Source organism: Streptomyces sp. NPDC025833 (assembly GCF_055558055.1).
Genome location: NZ_JBVHNF010000014.1, coordinates 177935 through 196823 on the forward strand (window position 1 = coordinate 177935; position 18889 = coordinate 196823).

An 18889-nucleotide genomic window follows, 5' to 3' on the forward strand; every position below is an offset into this window, starting at 1 on the left:
GCGCTCCGCGCACGCTGGTCCGGTGCCGGTGCCGGTGCCGGTGCCGGTGCCGGTGCCGGTGCCGGTGCCTGTGCCGCTGTCGGTGCGGGGCCGCTCCGGGCGGGGGGCGTCCCCCGATCGTAGGAAGGTGCCGGGGGCGAAACGGTTCGGCGTGCGGGCGGGGTTCTACGGTCCGCACATGGCCGTGCCCTCCGTGTCCGCTGAGCCGCCTGCGGCCGACGCGTCCGCCGTGACCGTCCCCGCGCGGTCCGACCAGCCACTCGACATCCGCTCCCGGATCACCGAGCTGCGGCTGTCGGCCTTCGCCGGGCACCGCCGGGCCGGGTTCCCGCTGGGGTCGGTCACGCTGTTCGCGGGGCCGAGCGGGGCGGGCAAGACCACCGCGCTCACGGCGTACGAGGCGCTGGCGCGGCTCGGGGCCGGCGCCCCGCTGGCGGAGGCGTTCCCGGACCCGGCCTCCTGCGTGCCCGAGCGGGCACGCCCGGACGCCGGGGGACGCCGGGGTTTCCGCATCGGGTGCACGGCCGACGGCGCCCAGGGCCCGGTCCGGCTCGACGTGGCCGTCCAGGCGGAACCCGAGCTGCGGATCGTGGGGGAGCGGCTGACCGCGCGCGGGGTCGTCCTGCTGGAGACCGCGCTGCGCGACCCCGGGCGCCGTACCGTCCAGGCGGCCTGGCACACCGCCGGCACCGCCCCGGTGACCCGCGCACCGCTCCCCGACGACCGCCTCGGCACGCCTCTGCTGCCGCTGCGGGTGGCCGGCAAGACCGACGGGCAGCGCCGGGTGCTCGCCGCCGCCGAGCAGATGGTCGTCGCGCTGCGCTCGGTCTTCCCCTGCGACCCCCGGCCCGAGCACATGCGGTTCCCCGTCCCCACCGGGTCCGGCCGGCTGCTCCCCGGCTGCGACAACCTGGCCGACGTGCTGTGGCGCACCCGGGCCGAGTGCCACCGCCGGCACGGCATGCTGGTCGAGGCGCTGCGTGCGGGGTGTGCGGGCGGGGTGGCCGACCTGGTCGCCGAGCCGCAGGGCGACGGCACGGTACGGGCGCTGCTCGACCGCGGCGACGGCTTCCGCACCGACGTGGCCCGGCTCGGCGACGGCGAACTGCGCTACCTCGCGCTCACCCTGGTGCTGCTGACCGGGCCGGGGGTGCTGGAGGTGGACGTACCGGGCGAGGTGCCCGACGCGCTGCGCACCCTCACCGTCCTCGCCGACGGCTTCGACCGCGGCCTGGACCCCGTGCAGCGCCGGGAGTTGCTGCGGCTGGCCGCCCGCATGGGGGAGCGCGGGCACGTCCGGTGCGTGGCCGCGGTCAGCGACGCCTCCTGGGCCGCCGGGACCCCGGGCGTCGCGGTGGTACACCTGGACCCGTGACGGAACACCCCGACCTGCCCCGACTCCAGCACCGGCTCGCCGAGTTCGCCGCCGCGCGGAACTGGCAGCCCTACCACACCCCCAAGAACCTCGTCGCCGCCCTCTCGGTGGAGGCCTCCGAACTGGTCGAGATCTTCCAGTGGCTGACACCGGAGGAGTCGGCCCGCGTGATGGACGACCCCGGCACGGCGCACCGCGTCACGGACGAGGTCGCCGATGTCCTGGCCTACCTGCTCCAGTTCTGCGAGGTGCTCGGCATCGACCCGCTGGCCGCCCTGGCCGCCAAGATCGACCGCAACGAACACCGGTTCCCGGTGCCGGGCGCCGGGGGCGGGACGACCGCCGAGGGGGAGTGACAACGTTCGGAATCGATAATTCCGTTATTACTCTCCGGAGTCGGATCGGTCGCCGAATCCGAATTGTTGTCCAGTAATTTCCGTCTTCCTCTGGCTTTTCGTCTCACGGACCCTCACTCTGGGTAGTGGACAGGAGAGTTCGGATGGCCGTGCCGGAATGACGCGGCGGAGCGGACGGGGGCACCACATGGATGCGGTACGGCTCATCCTCGCGAGCAGGCGCGCTCTTGCGGGCGGCGCCGACGCGGCGGAGATGATGGCGGAGGTCTGGCAGGCACAGGCCCTCGCGCAGGCGGTCGGGAGCCGGCTCGCGGTCTCCGGACCGCCGGAGCTGCGCGGCGAGGCGCTCGGGCTGACGGAACTGGCGGGCCGGGGCTGCGGGGTCCTGGACCCACCCGAACTCGACCCCGGCGACCTGCGCGCCGCCCAGCTCACCGAGCTGGAGGACGCCCGCGAGGCGCTGCTCTGCCTCGGGGGCCTGCTCGGCGAGGTCGGCATATCCCTGGTCGGCATGGCCAGTGCGGCTGCCGACGAGACGACGTACTGGCAGTGCATGGAGGCGATCGACGCGGCCGACGAGTCCCGCGACCGCGTCCGCGAGATGCTGCGCAAGCTGGCGGCACGGGAGGAGCTGCTGCCGAAGGACACCCAGGACAGCCCGTCCGGGGTCTGACGGCCCGGTCCCGGTCCGGTCCCAGCTCCCAGCTCCCAGAGAGGCTGCGAGGGCACGCCGGCGCCCCGGGCCTTGACCGCCCGGTCGGCTCGGCCGGGTCGCTGCCCGGTCGGATCACCGGTTCGGAGTACGGTCCGCGCCCGGGGCGGACGTCCTTCACCCGGCCGGGGACGACCGAGCCGGAGGACACCGGCGCGGTTGGCCCGCCGGGCGCCGTGCAGGATAGGTGCATGGACCTTCGAATCTTCACCGAGCCCCAGCAGGGAGCCTCGTACGACACCCTCCTCACCGTGGCGAAGGCCACCGAGGACCTCGGCTTCGACGCCTTCTTCCGCTCCGACCACTACCTGCGCATGGGCAACGCGGACGGCCTGCCCGGCCCCACGGACGCCTGGATCACGCTGGCCGGCCTCGCGCGGGAGACCAAGCGCATCCGCCTGGGCACCCTGATGACCGCGGGCACCTTCCGGCTCCCCGGTGTGCTCGCCATCCAGGTCGCCCAGGTCGACCAGATGTCCGGCGGCCGGGTGGAGCTGGGCCTCGGCGCGGGCTGGTTCGAGGAGGAGCACAAGGCGTACGGCATCCCCTTCCCGAAGGAGAAGTTCGCCCGCCTGGAGGAGCAGCTCGCGATCGTCACCGGACTCTGGGCGACCGAGGTCGGCAAGACCTTCGACTTCCACGGCACGCACTACGACCTCACCGGGTCGCCCGCGCTGCCCAAGCCCGCGCAGAGCCGCGTCCCGGTGCTCATCGGCGGTCACGGCGCGACCCGTACCCCGCGGCTCGCCGCCCGGTACGCCGACGAGTTCAACATCCCGTTCGCCTCGGTCGAGGACAGCGAGCGGCAGTTCGGCCGGGTACGGGCCGCCGCGGCGGAGGCGGGCCGCGACGCGGACGAGCTGACGTACTCGAACGCGCTCGTCGTCTGCGTCGGCAAGGACGACCAGGAGGTGGCCCGCCGCGCCGCCGTGATCGGCCGCGAGGTGGACGAGCTGAAGGCCAACGGGCTGGCCGGCTCCCCGGCCGAGGTCGTCGACAAGATCGGCCGGTACGCCGGGATCGGCTCGCAGCGGATCTACCTCCAGGTCCTGGACCTCGACGACCTTGACCACCTGGAGCTGATCTCCGCCCAGGTCCAGTCGCAACTGTCGTAGCCATCCCGGCCGGGCCCTGCCCCGTGACCGGCCCGGCCGCACGACCGTCCACCACGCACCACGGCGGCGCCCGTCCCGGGCGGCCGGTGGATTCCGGGGCGGCCGGGACGCGGTGCCAGGCCGTCCGGTCCGGGATGGCGTCCAGCCGCACCGCGCAGCGGCCCGGTTGGCCTACGGGTCCCGCCCTGGCCGACCGACGCGGGTCGCGACTCGGCCCGGGAGGCCGTGGGCCCCGCGGGCTCCCGAGACGCGGCCCGGATGTGCCGCCCGGCCTCCCCTGCCCGGCCGCCCAGCCCGGGAACCGCCGGCTCGCACCTTGCAGCGGCCCGGCCGCCCCGCATGGCCGGGGAACCTGTCACCCCGGGCTCCGCCCGGCACTCCGGCACTCCCGGGGCGCGGCCCGGCCGCCCGCCCCGGGGTTCCGCTCGGCCCCCAGGACTCCCGGGGCATGGCCCGGACGCGCCGTCCGGCGCCCCCATCCGACCGCCCGGCCACCCCGCCCGGAACCCCGTCGACACGCCCCTCCGTCCCGTCCGGGCGTTCAACACCCTTGTGTCACAAGGAGGTTGGTTCATATCGTGGTCGGTTGTGCGGGGCGGGGGTGCCGTCCGGCGGGAGGGAGTGACGGCGTGGAGATCAAGAAGGTCGTGGTCCGCGAGGACCGGCGCGGCACCACGCGCAGGCCGGCGATCCTGGAGAAGCGGCCGACCCGCTGAGCATGCGCGTCCACCTGGTCACGATGCCGTGGCACCCGCTGGACCTGCCCTCGCTGCAACTCGGCCTGCTGAACCGGATCGTGCGCGGGGCCCGCCCCGGCGACGAGGTCACCGAGTTCCACGGCTCGCTCGGCTGGGCCGCCTTCCTGCTGGATCGTTCCGGCGGCCGGCTGCGGCCGGGCGACTACGTGGAGGTCGGCAGCGACGCGATCTTCCACGGGCTCGGCGACTGGGTGTTCTCCGGCGCCCTGTACGACGACCCGGACTGGGGCACGGGCCGGCTCCGGGAGTACGCGGCCGACCGGGACGTGTTCATCGACACGGCCCTGGCGATGCGGCCGCACGCGGCGCCCTTCGTCGCAGCCTGCGCCACCGAGATCCTGGCCGGCGAGCCGGACGTCGTCGGGTTCACCACCACGTTCATGCAGAACGTCCCGTCGCTCGCCCTGGCCCGCGAGCTGAAGCGAAGGCGCCCGGACGTCACGGTCGTCCTGGGCGGCAGCAACTGCGACGGGCCGATGGGCCACGCGCTGCACCGCAACCACCCCTTCGTCGACCACGTCGTCCGCGGCGAGGCCGAGTACGCCTTGCCGGCCCTGCTGCACCACCTGGACGCGGGGACGGAGCCCGTCGACGTCCCCGGCCTCTGCTGGTGGGACGGGTCGGTGTCGCGCGCCAACACCGAAACCCGGCGGACCGTGGCCCCGGCCGACATCCCCTCGCCCGACTACGACCAGTGGCAGGCCGCCCTGGACGCCTCCCCGGTACGGGAGTACATCCACCCGAAGCTGGTCGTGGAGGGCGCCCGCGGCTGCTGGTGGGGCGAGAAGCACCACTGCACCTTCTGCGGGCTGAACGGCACCGCCATGGCCTTCCGCGCCAAGCCGGGGGAGCGGCTGTGGGCGGAGATCGACCGGCTGGTGCGCCGCCACCGCCTCCTGGACGTGGTCACCGTCGACAACATCATCGACATGGCCTACTTCCGCGACTTCCTGCCCCGGGTCGTGGCGAGCGGCTGGGACCTGCGGCTGCACTACGAGGTCAAGTCCAACCTCACCGCCGCCCAGCTCCGGCTGCTCGGCGAGTCCGGGACGGTGCACATCCAGCCCGGCATCGAGAGCCTGGGCGGCCGGGTGCTGGACCTCATGGACAAGGGCGTCACCGGCGCGCGCAACGTGCGCACCCTGCGCGAGTGCGAGAACCACGCCCTGACCTGCTCCTGGAACCTGCTGTACGGCTTCCCCGGCGAGAGTGCCGAGGACTACGCGTCCGTCGTCGACCAGCTCCCCGCCCTGGTCCACCTCCAGCCGCCGAGCGGCGCCCACCGCATCCAGCTCGAACGTTTCAGCCCGCACTTCACCGACCCGGGCCTCGGCTTCGGCAAGCGCCGCCCGGCCGAGATGTACCGGCACGTCTACGACCTGCCCGAGGACGAGCTCGCCGACCTCGTCTACCTGTTCGACAGCGAGCCCGCGGGCATCACCGGGCCGGCCGAGCGGCGGCTGGCGGAGGCGGTGGCCGCCTGGCGGGCCGGGCACGCGCACTCCCGGCTGCTGTTCGAGGAGGACGGCGCGGAGCTGCTGGTGCACGACCGCCGGCACGGCCGTCCGGCCGCCACCCACCGCTTCACCGGCTGGCGCGCGGCGGCCCTGCGCCGGCTGGAGGACGGCCGTACCCTGCCCGCGCTGCGCCGCCTGCTCGGCGCCGACGGCCACACCTGTCCGGCGGGGGAGCCGGACGCCTGGCTCCGGGAGGCGACGGAGGCCGGCCTGGTCTTCCGGGACGGAGCCACGTACGTCTCGCTGCCCACCTGGGGCGAGCCGGTCCGGCTGGCCGAGGACGCCGGGTGAGCGCGCTGCCCGGCGCCGTGCCGCACCGGCTCACCGGTGACCGGGTGGTGCCGCGGGCGCCCCTGGACCTGAGCGGGTCCGGGCGCGCGACGGCGGAGGCGGTGCGGTTCCTGCGCGAGTGCGAGGGCCGCGGGCTGCGCGTGGACTGGCGGGGCACGGGCCCCGCGCCGTACGACACCGCCCTGCTCCGCCACCTGCCGCCGCCCGCCGAACTGGCCGCGATGCGCGCGGAGTCGGCCGCGTGGCGGGCCGCCTACCGGCACGGCACCCTCTACCACCGGCGCGGCCCGGACTTCGTCGCCGTCCTGGACCGGCGGGAGCGGGGCACGGCCGTCCGGCTCACCCTGGACCACCCCGTCCTGCACGGCACGTTCCTCCGGCTCCTGGAGCCCACGCCGGTCGACGCCCTGGACCCCGCCGGGCGCGAGGCGCTCGGCCTGCTCACCGCCGAGCGGCTGGTGCTGGCCGCGGGCGGCTGGGCGGTGGCCCTGCCGCCGCGGGTACGGCGGTGGCCGGTCCCCTGCACGGCGATCTGAACCGCCGCCCTCCCCGGACCGCGGCCGGACCGGAGCACGGCCGGACCGTCACCGGGAGTGGCCGACCGGGGACGGCGAGCGCGCGCCCGCGCGGGGGCGGGAGGCGGGGACGGGATCCGGCCGGCGCGGAAACCGCCGAGCGGAGGGTGAAGGGGGGTCCCTGTGGTCAGGATGGAGTCATGGGATTCCACGTCGACTCCGAGGCCGGGCGGCTGCGCCGCGTCATACTCCACCGGCCCGATCTCGAGCTCAAAAGGCTCACCCCCAGCAACAAGGACGCCCTGCTCTTCGACGACGTGCTCTGGGTGCGCCGGGCGCGCGCCGAGCACGACGGGTTCGCCGACGTACTGCGCGACCGCGGGGTCGCCGTGCACCTCTTCGGGGACCTGCTCGCCGAGACCCTGGCGGTGCCCGAGGCCCGCACGCTCGTCCTGGACCGGGTCTTCCACGAGAAGGAGTACGGTCCCCTCGCCACCGACCACCTGCGCGCCGCGTTCGACCGGATGACCCCGGACGAGCTGGCCGAGGCCCTGGTCGGCGGCATGACCAAGCGGGAGTTCCTGGACGCCCACGCCGAACCGGCCTCCGTCCGGTTCCACGTCATGGACCTGGACGACTTCCTCCTGCGCCCGCTGCCCAACCACCTGTTCACCCGGGACACCTCGGCGTGGATCTACGACGGCGTCTCCATCAACCCGATGCGCTGGCCCGCCCGGCAGCGCGAGACCGTCCACTTCGAGGCGATCTACCGGCACCACCCGCTCTTCCGGGAGGAGGCGTTCCGCGTCTGGTCCCGGGGGCAGGCGGACTACCCCTCCACCATCGAGGGCGGCGACGTCCTCGTGATCGGCAACGGCGCCGTCCTGATCGGGATGAGCGAGCGCACCACCCCGCAGGCCGTGGAGATGCTGGCGCACAAGCTCTTCGCGGCCGGCTCCGCCCGCACGATCGTCGCGCTCGACATGCCCAAGCGGCGCGCCTTCATGCACCTCGACACGGTGATGACCATGGTCGACGGCGACACCTTCACCCAGTACGCGGGGCTCGGCATGCTCCGCTCGTACACCATCGAGCCGGGCGCCGGCGACCAGGAGCTGAAGGTCACCGACCACCCGCCGGAGCACATGCACCGGGCCATCGCCGCCGCGCTCGGCCTCGGCGAGATCCGGGTGCTGACCGCCACCCAGGACGTGCACGCCGCCGAACGCGAGCAGTGGGACGACGGCTGCAACGTCCTCGCCGTCGAGCCGGGTGTCGTCGTCGCCTACGAACGGAACTCCACCACCAACACCCACCTGCGCAAACAGGGCATCGAGGTGATCGAGATCCCGGGCAGCGAGCTGGGCAGGGGCCGGGGCGGACCCCGGTGCATGAGCTGTCCCGTGGAGCGAGACGCTGTATAGAAATGTGAAGGATCGTATAGACTTCCAGCATTCCCCGTAACCGACGTATGGAGCGCCCGTCATGGCGACAGTCCCGACCGCCCTCGCGGGCCGCCACTTCCTCAAGGAGCTGGACTTCACCGAGGAGGAGTTCCGCGGCCTGGTCGAGCTGGCCGCGGAGCTGAAGGCCGCCAAGAAGGCCGGGACCGAGGTCCAGTACCTGCGCGGGCGGAACATCGCGCTGGTCTTCGAGAAGACCTCGACGCGCACCCGCTGCGCGTTCGAGGTCGCCGCGGCCGACCAGGGCGCCCACACGACCTACCTCGACCCGGCCGGCTCGCAGATCGGCCACAAGGAGTCGGTGCGCGACACCGCGCGCGTGCTCGGCCGGATGTACGACGGCATCGAGTACCGCGGCGACAGCCAGACCAAGGTCGAGGAGCTGGCGGCCTTCGCCGGTGTGCCCGTCTACAACGGTCTCACCGACGAATGGCACCCCACCCAGATGCTGGCCGACGTCCTCACCATGACCGAGCACTGCGCCAAGCCGCTGCGGGAGACCTCCTTCGCCTACCTCGGCGACGCCCGTTTCAACATGGGCAACTCCTACCTGGTCACCGGTGCCCTGCTCGGCATGGACGTGCGGATCGTCGCCCCGAAGTCCTACTGGCCCGACCCGCAGATCGTCGGCCGCGCCCAGGCCCTCGCCAACGCCCAGGGCGCCCGCGTCACCCTCACCGAGGACGTCGCCGAGGGCGTCGCGGGCGCGGACTTCGTCGCCACCGACGTCTGGGTCTCCATGGGCGAGCCCATGGAGGTGTGGGACGAGCGGATCGCCTCCCTCGCCCCCTACGCGGTGACCATGGACGTGCTGCGCGCCACCGGCAACCCGGACGTGAAGTTCCTGCACTGCCTGCCGGCCTTCCACGATCTCGGCACCACGGTCGGCCGGCAGATCCACGACACGCACGGCCTGAGTTCGCTGGAGGTCACGGACGAGGTCTTCGAGTCCGCCCACTCGGTCGTCTTCGACGAGGCCGAGAACCGTCTGCACACCATCAAGGCGGTGCTGGTGGCCACACTCGGCCGGGAAAGCCTTGCCTGACCCGCCTCACCAGGCCGTATCCTGACGGGCGGTCCGGAACCACCCATTCCGGACCGCCGCCGCAGCCGCACCACGGCTGCCCGCACCACCAGAATCGAGCACCACCCGCATGCCCGCTCCCCGCATCAAGTCCCCGTACCTGCTCGTCGCCGAATCCGGCGCCGACCGCGAGGGACACGGCCTGAAGCGCACGATGGGCCTCTTCCAGCTCATCTGCTTCGGCGTCGGAGCCATCGTCGGCACCGGCATCTTCGTCGGCCTGTCCGACTCGGTGGCCCAGGCCGGCCCGGCCGTCGTCGTCTCCTTCGTCCTGGCGGCGATCACCTGCGTCTTCACCGCCCTCTCCTTCGCCGAGCTGGGCGGCGCGATCCCGGTCTCCGGTTCCTCGTACTCCTTCGCCTACGCGGGCCTCGGCGAGTCCACCGCCTTCCTGGTCGGCTGGTGCCTGCTGCTGGAGTACGGCATCTCGATCTCGGCCGTCGCGGTCGGCTGGAGCCAGTACGTCAACGAGCTGCTGCACAGCCTCACCGGCCTGCAGCTCCCCGCCGCCCTGTCCGCGGGCCCCGGCGACGGCGGCGTCGTCAACCTCCCGGCCGTGATCGTCATCGCCATGGCCTCGGTGCTGCTGGTGCGCGGGGTGCGGGAGAGCGCCCGGGCGACGGCCGCCATGGCCGCGGTCAAGCTCGCGATCCTGCTCGCCTTCTGCGCCATCGGCTACAGCGCCTTCAAGCACGGCAACCTCACCCCCTTCTCGCCGGCCGGCCTCGGCGGCATCGGCGCGGGCACCACCGCCGCGTTCTTCTCGTACATCGGCTTCGACGCGATCACGACCGCCGGCGAGGAGGCGAAGAACCCGCGCCGGGACATCCCCGTCGCGATCCTCGTCTGCATGGGCCTGGTCACCCTGCTGTACTGCGCGGTCGCGCTCGCCGCGATCGGCGCCATCGGCGGCGGCCAGGTCGCCGGCCGCCCCGCCGCCCTCTCCTACGTCGTCAACGAGGTCACCGGCTCCGCCGTCGGCGGCGGCGTCATCGCGTTCGGCGCGGTCGTCGCCATCGCCTCCGTGGTGCTCGCCGTGATGTACGGCCAGACCCGCATCCTGATGTCGATGTCCCGGGACGGCCTGATCCCGCGGGTCTTCGAGAAGGTCTCCCCGAAGACGTCCACGCCGGTCGCGGGCACGCTGATCGTCGCCGTCGTCTTCGCGGTCCCTGCGGCCTTCGCCTCCCTCGACGCCGTGATGAACCTGTGCACCATCGGCACCCTCGCCATCATGGCCGTCGTCAACATCGCGGTGATCGCGCTGCGCCGCCGCGAACCGGGCCTCACCCGCAGCTTCCGGGTGCCGTTCTACCCGGTGGCCCCGCTGCTCGGCGTCGGCTTCTGCCTGTACCTGATGTACGAGACCGGCTGGCGCACCTGGGCGCAGTTCGCCGTGTTCCTCGCGGTGGGCCTGCTGGTCTACGGCGCCTACGGCCGCCGGCACTCCACCCTGGCCCGGGCGGCCGCGCCGGGCGCCGGGGTCAGGCCGGCCGCCGCTGAGCGGGAATCACAGGCAGTCTGAACCACACCGCCTTGCCCGACGGGGTCGGGCGGTGCCCGCAGGACGAACTGAGGGCGCGGATCAGCAGCAGCCCGCGCCCGCCCTCCTGCCACGGGTCGGGCTCCTCGATCACCGGCCGGGTCAGATGGCCGGGCGGCGCCGGGTCCGGATCGTGCACCTCGACCTGGCAGCCGCTCGGCAGCAGCTCCACCACCAGCTCTATCGGGCCGCGTCCGGCGGTGTGCTCCACCGCGTTCGCCACCAGCTCGGCGGTGAGCAGCTCCGCCGTGTCGCAGTCGGCCACGGGCTCCGCGTCGGTGAGGGCCGTGCGCACCAGGGCGCGCGCCACGGGCACCGCCGCCGCGGTGTGCGGCAGCGCGATGCGCCAGGAGGCCGGTCCGGCGGGGCGTTCGTACAAGGTGCATCCGTTCGTGGAGCAGGCTGTCCTGCTTTCGGCTACAGGAATGGTACGGGCCCGGCCCCCCGGGACCGTCGGCGGGCCCGCCGAGTCTGTCGCGTGACCGTGACGACGGTCACGAACAGGTGATAACTTCGTGAGGCAGAGCAACGTACGGCACGCCCTCCCTAGGAGGCCGCACGTCATGAGTCCCTTCACCGGCTCGGCCGCCCGCACCGCCGACTGGGCGCACCTGCGGGTGCGCACGGACGACGGGGTCGCCACCGTCACCCTCACCCGCCCCGACAAGCTCAACGCCCTGACCTTCGGCGCCTACGCCGACCTGCGCGACCTGCTCGCCGAGCTGTCCCGCGAACGCTCGGTGCGGGCGCTGGTGCTGGCCGGGGAGGGGCGCGGGTTCTGCTCCGGCGGCGACGTCGACGAGATCATCGGCGCCACGCTGTCCATGGACACCGCCGAGCTGCTCGACTTCAACCGGATGACCGGGCAGGTGGTCCGGGCGGTCCGCGAATGCCCGTTCCCGGTGATCGCCGCCGTGCACGGCGTGGCGGCCGGCGCGGGCGCGGTCCTCGCCCTCGCCGCCGACTTCCGCGTCGCGGACCCCTCGGCCCGCTTCGCCTTCCTCTTCACCCGGGTCGGGCTGTCCGGCGGCGACATGGGCGCGGCCTACCTGCTGCCCCGGGTCGTGGGCCTCGGCCACGCCACCCGCCTGCTCATGCTCGGGGACCAGGTCCGGGCTCCCGAGGCCGAGCGCATCGGGCTGATCAGCGAGCTGGCCGAGGAGGGCGGCGCGGACGCGGCGGCCCAGGCCCTGGCCCGCCGGCTGGCCGACGGCCCCGCCCTGGCCCACGCCCAGACCAAGGCCCTGCTGACGGCCGAGCTGGACATGCCCCTGGCGGCCGCGGTGGAACTGGACGCCTCGACCCAGGCCCTGCTGATGAACGGCGAGGACTACGCGGAGTTCCACGCGGCCTTCGGCGAGAAGCGCCCGCCGAAGTGGCGGGGGAGGTGAGCGGCCGTGCGCGTGGCGGTCATCGGCGGCGGTCCCGGCGGGCTCTACGCCGCCGCCCTGCTCAAGCGGCTCGACCCGGCGCGGGAGGTCACCGTCTGGGAGCGCAACGCCCCCGACGAGACCTTCGGTTTCGGCGTGGTCCTCTCCGACGAGACCCTCGGCGGCATCGAGCACGCCGACCCCGTCGTGCACGCCTCCCTCCGGCATGACTTCGTCCGCTGGGACGACATCGACATAGTGCACCGGGGGAACCGGTACCGCTCCGGCGGCCACGGTTTCGCCGCGTTGGGCCGCCACCGGCTCCTGCGGATCCTCCAGGAGCGCTGCCGCTCACTCGGCGTGGAGCTGCGGTTCTCCACCGGGGCGCCGGACGCCGGCCTGCTCGCGCGCAGCCATGACCTGGTCGTCGCCGCCGACGGTGCGGGCAGCGCCACCCGCGCGGCCCACGCCCGGGTGTTCGGCCCCCGGGTGACCGCACACCGCTGCCGCTACCTCTGGCTCGCCGCCGACTTCGCCTTCGACGCCTTCCGCTTCGAGATCGCCGAGACCGAGCACGGCGTGATGCAGCTCCACGGCTACCCGTACAGCAGCGGGGACTCCACGGTGATCGTGGAGATGCGCGAGGAGGTCTGGCGGGCGGCCGGCCTCGACGGGGCCGGGCCGCGGGAGTCCGTCGAGCGCTGCGCGAAGGTCTTCGCCGACGCCCTGGGCGGCCGCCCGCTGCGCTCGAACGACTCCGCCTGGACCACCTTCCGCACGGTGGTCAACGACCGCTGGTCGCACGGCAACGTCGTCCTCCTCGGCGACGCCGCGCACACCGCCCACTTCTCCATCGGCTCCGGCACCAAGCTCGCCGTGGAGGACGCCCTCGCGCTCGCCGCCTGCCTGCGGGAACAGCCGGACGTCCGCACGGCCCTCGCCGCCTACGAGGAGGAGCGCAAGCCCGTCGTCGCCTCCACCCAGCGGGCCGCCCGGGCCAGCCTGGAGTGGTTCGAGAACCTCGGGCTGTACCTCGGCCAGCGGCCCCGGCAGTTCGCCTTCAACCTGCTCACCCGCAGCCGCCGCGTCACCCATGACAACCTGCGGCTGCGCGACGCCCGCTTCACCGAGGCCGTGGAACGCGAGTTCGGCTGCCCGCCCGGCACCCCGCCCATGTTCACCCCGTTCCGGCTGCGCGGCCTGACCCTGCGCAACCGGGTGGTCGTCTCGCCGATGGACATGTACTCCGCCACCGACGGCGTCCCCGGTGACTTCCACCTCGTCCACCTGGGCGCCCGCGCCCTGGGCGGGGCCGGCCTGGTGATGACCGAGATGGTGTGCGTCAGCGAGGAGGGCCGGATCACCCCCGGCTGCGCCGGCCTCTACACCGGACGGCAGGCCGAGGCGTGGCGGCGCGTCACCGACTTCGTGCACCGGCAGGCGCCGGGCGCCGCGATCGGCGTCCAGCTCGGGCACTCCGGCCGCAAGGGGTCCACGAAACGGATGTGGGAGGGCATGGACGAACCGCTGCCCGCCGGCAACTGGCCCGTGGTCGCCGCCTCCCCGCTGCCGTACAAGCCGGGCGGCCAAGTCCCGCGCACGCTCTCCCGGGCCCAGCTCACCGACATCCGCGAGCAGTTCGCGGCCGCCGCCTGGCGGGCCGCCCGGGCCGGCTTCGACCTGCTCGAACTGCACTGCGCCCACGGCTACCTGCTCTCCGGGTTCCTCTCCCCGCTCACCAACCGGCGCACCGACGCCTACGGCGGCTCGCCGGAGCGGCGGCTCAGGTTCCCGCTGGAGGTCTTCGACGCCGTACGCGCGGTGTGGCCGGCCGAGCGGCCGATGACGGTCCGGATCTCGGCCACGGACTGGGCGGAGGGCGGGACGACCGCCGAGGACGCCGTCGAGACCGCCCGCGCCTTCGCCGCGCACGGCGCCGACGCCATCGACGTCTCCACCGGGCAGGTGGTGGCCGGGGAGCGGCCGGAGTTCGGGCGGTCGTACCAGACGCCGTTCGCCGACCGGATCCGCAACGAGGCCGGCGTCCCGGTGATCGCGGTCGGCGCGATCTCCTCCTGGGACGACGTCAACTCGCTGATCCTGGCGGGCCGCGCCGACCTGTGCGCGCTGGCCCGGCCGCACCTGTACGACCCCCACTGGACCCTGCACGCGGCGGTCGAGCAGGGGTACACGGGCCCCGGGGCGGTCTGGCCCGCGCCCTACCGGGCGGGCAGCCGGCGCCCGCGCACCGGCCGCACCGACGCCCCCGCCCCTCGCCTCACCCTGAGCGGCTGACCGCCCCGGCACCGCCCCGCGGTCCTGCCGCCGCCGGGGCGCGCGGGCGCTCACAGGCCGGCGAACTCCGCTCCCGCGTCCCGCAGCCGCCGGTGCAGTCCGCGGAAGACCTCGCCCGAGCGCACGCCCGGCCACCGGGCCGGGAGCAGGCCGGTGGGCAGGCCCGGATCGGTGTAGGGCAGGTGGCGCCAGGAGTCGAGGGCGAGGAGGTAGTCGCGGTAGGCGTCCGCGGGCGGGGTGTCCGGGCGGCGCTCCCAGGCGCGCAGCACGGGCCCGTGCGCGTCCAGGAAGCGCTCGTGCTCCTTGGCGAGCGCGGCCAGGTCCCACCAGCGGGCCACCGCCTCGGCCGTGGGCGTGAAGCCCAGGTGCTCGCCGCGGAAGAAGTCCACGTACGGCTCCAGGCGCAGCCGGCGCAGGGTGTGCTCGGCCTCCTCGTGCAGCCGGGCCGGGGCGATCCACACCCCGGGGGCCGCGGTGCCGAAGCCCAGCCCGGCCAGCCGGGAGCGCAGCACGTGCCGCTTCTGCCGCTCCGACTCGGGGACCGAGAACACCGCGAGCACCCAGCCCTCGTCCGCGACGGGCGTGCCGGCGTAGATCCGCCGGTCGCCGTCCTCCAGGAGCTGGCGGGCCTCGGGCGAGAGCGCGTAACCGGCCGCGCCGGACCCGGTGCGGGCCGGCACCAGCAGGCCGCGCCGCTTGAGCCGGGAGACCGAGGACCGCACGGAGGGCGCGTCCACGCCGACCGCGGCCAGCAGCCGGATCAGCTCGGCGACGGGCACCGGGCCTGGCAGGAAGCGGCCGTACGCGCCGTAGAGCGTGACGATGAGGGACCTGGGGGCGTGCTGCTCGGACACGTTGATCATTTTAGGTCGTCGGCATCACTGCCGGTCGCCCCCGGTGCGCAGGCGGAACCGCTGCAACTTGCCGGTGGCCGTGCGGGGCAGCGCGTCCAGGAAGACGAAGTCGCGCGGGCACTTGTAGGGCGCCAGTTCCGAGATGAGGAACGCGCGCAGGGCCTCGGGGTCGCGCGGGGCGCCGTCGCGCAGCACCGTGTAGGCCACGGCGACCTGCCCGCGGATCTCGTCCGGGCGGCCGACGACCGCCGTCTCGGTCACGTCCGGGTGGCGCAGCAGCGCGTCCTCCACCTCCGGCCCGGCGATGTTGTACCCGGCCGAGATGATCATGTCGTCGGCGCGTGCCACGTAGCGGAAGTAGCCGTCGGGATCGCGGACGTAGGTGTCGCCGGTGATGTTCCAGCCGTCCCGGACGTAGGCGCGCTGCCGCGGGTCGGCGAGGTAGCGGCAGCCGACCGGGCCGCGGACGGCCAGCAGTCCCGGCTCGCCGTCGGGCACGGGAGAGCCGTCGGCGTCCTGGACCCGCGCCTGCCAGCCCGGCACCGGCACGCCCGTGCTGCCGGGCCGTATCCGGTCGTTGGCGGCGGAGATGAAGATGTGCAGCAGTTCGGTGGCGCCGATGCCGTTGATGACGCGCAGGCCGGTGCGCTCCTGCCAGGCCCGCCAGGTGGCCACGGGCAGGTTCTCGCCGGCCGACACGCAGCGCCGCAGCGAGGAGACGTCGTGGGCGTCGAGGTCCTCCAGCATCGCGCGGTAGGCGGTCGGCGCGGTGAACAGGACGGAGACGCGGTGGCCGGCGATCGCGGGCAGCAGTTGCCGGGGGCCGGCCTGCTCCAGCAGCAGGGTGCTGGCCCCGGCCCGCAGCGGGAAGATCACCAGTCCGCCGAGGCCGAAGGTGAACCCGAGCGGGGGACTGCCGGCGAAGACGTCGTCCTGGTGGGGCCGCAGCACATGTCTGGAGAAGGTGTCGGCTGTCGCCAGCACGTCCCGGTGGAAATGCATGCACCCTTTCGGGCGACCCGTGGTGCCGGAGGTGAACGCGATCAGGGCGACGTCGTCGGCCGCCGTGTCCACGGTCGGGTAGGGGTCGTCGGGGGCCGGCAGGCGCAGCAGGTCCCCGGGGCCGTCACCGCCGTACGTCGTGATCCGCAGCCCGGGTATCGCGGCCCTGGCCAGGTCCTCCACCGCCCGGGCGTCGCACAGCGCGTGCCCGATGCGGGCGATCTCGCACATCGTCGTCAGCTCGTGCGGGCGCTGCTGGGCCAGCACGGTCACCGCGACCCCGCCCGCCTTCAGCACGGCCAGCCAGCAGGCGGCGAGCCAGGGGGTGGTGGGGCCGCGCAGCAGCACCCGGTTGCCCGGGACCACGCCCAGGGTGCCGGTGAGCACGTGCGCGATCCGGTCGACCCGGCCGCGCAGCTCGCCGTAGGTCCAGGCGGGGCCGTCCGGGAAGCGGAACGCGGGGCGGACCGGGTCGGCGTGCTCCAGCAGCTCCGCCGCGCAGTTGAGCCGAGCGGGATAGCGCAGCTCCGGCAGGTCGAACCGCAGCTCGGGCCACTCGTGCGGCGGGGGCAGGTGGTCGCGCGCGAAGGTGTCGACATGGGCCGAGAGGTGCATGGCGGTCCGCCCCCTTGCCGTGACAGCTGTCCGGACGGTCTTCCTGGTGGGCTCGCGCTCCCCCGAGCGGGGGATCCCAGCGTATCGTGTCGGTGACGGCAGTCAACTGTGCGCGATAACGTCGGCAGGGCAGGTGGGGAGGGGCCCGCCGCGGAGGGCGGCGGGCGAGGCGACGGGGAAGGCCGTGCCGGCCGCCCCGGAGGGAGGACGGCCGTGGTCGCATTCTCACTCGCACCGGAGCAGACCGCCTGGTGTGCCGAACTGCGGGAGCTGGCCGCCGAGCGGTTGCGCCCGCTCGCCGCCCGGGGCCGGCCGGGCCGGGTCAACCGGCCGCTGCTCGCCGAACTCGGCCGGCTGGGGCTGCTCGGGCGGCTGTTCGGCTCGGGCGCGCTGGACCTGTGCCTGATGCGGGAGTCGCTCGCCCAGTCCTGCACCGAGGCCGAGACCGCCCTCGCCCTCCAGGGCCTGGGCGCCCATCCGGTGCACGCCCACGGCAGCCCGGCCCAGTGCGAGCGCTGGCTGCCCCGGGTCATCGACGGCAGCGCGGTCGCCGCCTTCGCGCTGAGCGAGCCCGGCGCCGGGTCGGACGCGGCGGCGCTGGCCCTCGCGGCCGAGCCCGACGGCGACGGCTGGCGGCTCACCGGCGCCAAGTGCTGGATCTCCAACGCCCCCGAGGCCGACTTCTACACCGTCTTCGCCCGCACCACCCCGGGCGCCGGCTCCCGCGGGGTGACCGCCTTCCTGGTCCCCGCCGACCGGCCCGGGCTCACCGGCGACCCGCTGGAGATGCTCTCGCCCCACCCCATCGGCGCCCTGGACTTCGACGCCGTGCCCGTCACCGCCGCCGACGTGCTCGGCGGGCCCGACCGCGGCTTCGCCGTGGCGATGGGCACCCTCAACCTCTTCCGCCCCAGCGTCGGCGCCTTCGCGGTCGGCATGGCCCAGGCCGCGCTGGACGCCACCGTCGGCCACACCGGTCGCCGGGAGGCGTTCGACGGCAGGCTGATGGACCTCCAGGCGGTGTCCCACCAGGTCGCCGAGATGGCCCTGCGCACCGAGGCGGCCCGCCTGATGGTGTACGCGGCGGCCTGCGCGTACGACGCGGGAGCCCCGGGCGTTCCCCGGCGCGCCGCGATGGCCAAACTGCTCGCCACCGAGACCGCGCAGTACGTCGTCGACACCGCCGTCCAGTTGCACGGTGCCCGCGCCCTGCGCCGCGGCCACCTGCTGGAACACCTCTACCGCGAGGTGCGCGCGCCCCGCATCTACGAGGGGGCGAGCGAGGTCCAGCGGGGGATCATCGCCAAGGAGCTGTACACCGCCGCGCACCAGGAGGCCCGGTGACGACCGAGCGCGTCAACCCGCCCGAGCTGTCCCCGCCCACGGGCTTCAGCCACGCCGTCGTCGCCACCGGCTCCCGCGTGGTGTTCCTCGCCGGCCAGACCGCCCTCGACGCCCGGGGCAGGATCGTCGGGGACACGCTGCCCGAGCAGTTCGAGCGGGCCCTCGGCAATCTCCTCGCCGCCCTCGGCGCGGCCGGCGGCACCCCGGCCGACCTCGCCCGGGTCACGGTGTACGCCACGGACGTCGCCGCCTACCGCACCCACGCGCGCCGACTCGGCCGCCTGTGGCGGGACGCGGCGGGGCGCGACTACCCCGCGATGGCCGTCGTGGAGGTCGTGCGGCTGTGGGACGAGCGGGCCCTGGTGGAACTGGACGGGTTCGCCGTACTGCCGTAGCCCTCCGGGCGCCCGGCCCCGGCACCGGGGGGTGACGGTCACGTCCGCCGGTGAGGCCGCCCGGTACGAGGGGAGGGCCGCGGGTTCCGGGCCCGTGGAACCGGGAGGTACGCCACGGCCATCCGGCCCGTGCTCGCCACGGCCCGCGCCGCCGGGCCGGTGCCCGCCGGCTCCGGCACGGCAGGCGGCGGTACGCCCGGGTGGCGGCCGCGCACGGGAGACCGCGCCCCGCGGGCACCGTCCCGCCGCCCGCCCGCCACGCGGTGACCGGGCGGGACGGCACGC

16 protein-coding genes are annotated in these 18889 nt (G+C 74.5%); 13 read left to right on the forward strand and 3 right to left on the reverse strand.

What is annotated here, in order from left to right; genetic code table 11:
- The first annotated feature begins 178 nt into the window (after nucleotides 1-178).
- From ACZ4K2_RS25425 to ACZ4K2_RS25465, 9 genes are all read left to right on the forward strand, one after another.
- Entirely contained in the window at nucleotides 179-1375 is a 1197-nt protein-coding gene (locus ACZ4K2_RS25425) for an AAA family ATPase (RefSeq protein ID WP_467475958.1), read from the forward strand.
- Complete coding sequence (locus ACZ4K2_RS25430; protein WP_467475957.1) at nucleotides 1372-1731, forward strand: nucleotide pyrophosphohydrolase; 360 nt, start codon at nucleotides 1372-1374, stop codon at nucleotides 1729-1731. Before ACZ4K2_RS25425 ends, ACZ4K2_RS25430 begins: the two co-directional genes overlap by 4 nt.
- A 187-nt stretch (nucleotides 1732-1918) precedes the next feature.
- On the forward strand, nucleotides 1919-2404 hold the full coding sequence (locus tag ACZ4K2_RS25435) for a DUF6099 family protein (RefSeq protein WP_467475956.1): 486 nt from the start codon (nucleotides 1919-1921) through the stop codon (nucleotides 2402-2404).
- A 230-nt stretch (nucleotides 2405-2634) separates the two neighbouring features.
- Nucleotides 2635-3558, forward strand: coding sequence for an LLM class F420-dependent oxidoreductase (locus tag ACZ4K2_RS25440; protein WP_467475955.1), 924 nt, complete (start codon nucleotides 2635-2637; stop codon nucleotides 3556-3558).
- A 718-nt stretch (nucleotides 3559-4276) separates the two neighbouring features.
- Nucleotides 4277-6124, forward strand: a complete 1848-nt coding sequence (locus tag ACZ4K2_RS25445) for a RiPP maturation radical SAM C-methyltransferase (RefSeq protein ID WP_467475954.1) — start codon at nucleotides 4277-4279, stop codon at nucleotides 6122-6124.
- Nucleotides 6121-6660: a DUF5825 family protein gene (locus ACZ4K2_RS25450; RefSeq protein ID WP_467475953.1), complete on the forward strand. Its 540-nt coding sequence runs from the start codon at nucleotides 6121-6123 to the stop codon at nucleotides 6658-6660. Before ACZ4K2_RS25445 ends, ACZ4K2_RS25450 begins: the two co-directional genes overlap by 4 nt.
- A gap of 179 nt (nucleotides 6661-6839) precedes the next feature.
- A complete protein-coding gene (locus tag ACZ4K2_RS25455; protein WP_467475952.1) occupies nucleotides 6840-8063 on the forward strand; it encodes an arginine deiminase in 1224 nt (407 codons plus the stop codon).
- A gap of 61 nt (nucleotides 8064-8124) precedes the next feature.
- Nucleotides 8125-9147, forward strand: a complete 1023-nt coding sequence (argF, locus tag ACZ4K2_RS25460) for an ornithine carbamoyltransferase (RefSeq protein ID WP_467475951.1) — start codon at nucleotides 8125-8127, stop codon at nucleotides 9145-9147.
- Between the two features lie 109 nt (nucleotides 9148-9256).
- Entirely contained in the window at nucleotides 9257-10711 is a 1455-nt protein-coding gene (locus tag ACZ4K2_RS25465; RefSeq protein WP_467475950.1) for an amino acid permease, read from the forward strand.
- On the opposite strand, the gene ACZ4K2_RS25470 is transcribed toward ACZ4K2_RS25465, so the two are convergent.
- Nucleotides 10671-11108: an ATP-binding protein gene (locus ACZ4K2_RS25470; RefSeq protein WP_467475949.1), complete on the reverse strand. Its 438-nt coding sequence runs from the start codon at nucleotides 11106-11108 to the stop codon at nucleotides 10671-10673. The genes ACZ4K2_RS25465 and ACZ4K2_RS25470 overlap by 41 nt on opposite strands.
- A 184-nt stretch (nucleotides 11109-11292) precedes the next feature.
- Between ACZ4K2_RS25470 and ACZ4K2_RS25475 the strand changes: the two genes are divergently transcribed.
- Both ACZ4K2_RS25475 and ACZ4K2_RS25480 read left to right on the forward strand, forming a co-directional pair.
- Complete coding sequence (locus tag ACZ4K2_RS25475; protein ID WP_467475948.1) at nucleotides 11293-12120, forward strand: enoyl-CoA hydratase family protein; 828 nt, start codon at nucleotides 11293-11295, stop codon at nucleotides 12118-12120.
- Nucleotides 12121-12126: 6 nt separating this feature from the next.
- Nucleotides 12127-14394 (forward strand): bifunctional salicylyl-CoA 5-hydroxylase/oxidoreductase, encoded by a 2268-nt coding sequence (locus tag ACZ4K2_RS25480; protein WP_467475947.1) that lies wholly within the window; start codon nucleotides 12127-12129, stop codon nucleotides 14392-14394.
- A 50-nt stretch (nucleotides 14395-14444) separates the two neighbouring features.
- Here ACZ4K2_RS25480 and ACZ4K2_RS25485 read toward each other — a convergent pair whose 3' ends face one another.
- Nucleotides 14445-15257 (reverse strand): PaaX family transcriptional regulator, encoded by an 813-nt coding sequence (locus tag ACZ4K2_RS25485; RefSeq protein ID WP_467475946.1) that lies wholly within the window; start codon nucleotides 15255-15257, stop codon nucleotides 14445-14447.
- Between the two features lie 15 nt (nucleotides 15258-15272).
- Nucleotides 15273-16865 carry an AMP-binding protein gene (locus tag ACZ4K2_RS25490; RefSeq protein WP_467475945.1) on the reverse strand — a complete coding sequence of 531 codons (1593 nt, stop codon included), beginning with the start codon at nucleotides 16863-16865 and terminating at the stop codon, nucleotides 15273-15275.
- A gap of 213 nt (nucleotides 16866-17078) precedes the next feature.
- Here ACZ4K2_RS25490 and ACZ4K2_RS25495 point away from each other — a divergent pair, with 213 nt between their 5' ends.
- Together ACZ4K2_RS25495 and ACZ4K2_RS25500 are read left to right on the forward strand one after the other, a co-directional pair.
- Nucleotides 17079-18209, forward strand: coding sequence for an acyl-CoA dehydrogenase family protein (locus tag ACZ4K2_RS25495; protein WP_467475944.1), 1131 nt, complete (start codon nucleotides 17079-17081; stop codon nucleotides 18207-18209).
- On the forward strand, nucleotides 18206-18604 hold the full coding sequence (locus ACZ4K2_RS25500; protein WP_467475943.1) for a RidA family protein: 399 nt from the start codon (nucleotides 18206-18208) through the stop codon (nucleotides 18602-18604). The genes ACZ4K2_RS25495 and ACZ4K2_RS25500 overlap by 4 nt, the downstream gene beginning before the upstream one ends.
- The last annotated feature ends 285 nt before the right edge of the window (nucleotides 18605-18889 follow it).

What these genes read in the sequence shown, in the direction of transcription:
- ACZ4K2_RS25440 (WP_467475955.1), top strand. Translation starts at nt 2,635, where the DNA reads ATGGACCTTCGAATCTTCACCGAGCCCCAGCAGGGAGCCTCGTACGAC.
- ACZ4K2_RS25465 (WP_467475950.1), top strand. Translation starts at nt 9,257, where the DNA reads ATGCCCGCTCCCCGCATCAAGTCCCCGTACCTGCTCGTCGCCGAATCC.
- ACZ4K2_RS25435 (WP_467475956.1), top strand. Translation starts at nt 1,919, where the DNA reads ATGGATGCGGTACGGCTCATCCTCGCGAGCAGGCGCGCTCTTGCGGGC.
- argF (WP_467475951.1), top strand. Translation starts at nt 8,125, where the DNA reads ATGGCGACAGTCCCGACCGCCCTCGCGGGCCGCCACTTCCTCAAGGAG.
- ACZ4K2_RS25475 (WP_467475948.1), top strand. Translation starts at nt 11,293, where the DNA reads ATGAGTCCCTTCACCGGCTCGGCCGCCCGCACCGCCGACTGGGCGCAC.
- ACZ4K2_RS25425 (WP_467475958.1), top strand. Translation starts at nt 179, where the DNA reads ATGGCCGTGCCCTCCGTGTCCGCTGAGCCGCCTGCGGCCGACGCGTCC.
- ACZ4K2_RS25455 (WP_467475952.1), top strand. Translation starts at nt 6,840, where the DNA reads ATGGGATTCCACGTCGACTCCGAGGCCGGGCGGCTGCGCCGCGTCATA.
- ACZ4K2_RS25445 (WP_467475954.1), top strand. Translation starts at nt 4,277, where the DNA reads ATGCGCGTCCACCTGGTCACGATGCCGTGGCACCCGCTGGACCTGCCC.
- ACZ4K2_RS25490 (WP_467475945.1), bottom strand. Translation starts at nt 16,865, where the DNA reads ATGCACCTCTCGGCCCATGTCGACACCTTCGCGCGCGACCACCTGCCC.
- ACZ4K2_RS25485 (WP_467475946.1), bottom strand. Translation starts at nt 15,257, where the DNA reads ATGATCAACGTGTCCGAGCAGCACGCCCCCAGGTCCCTCATCGTCACG.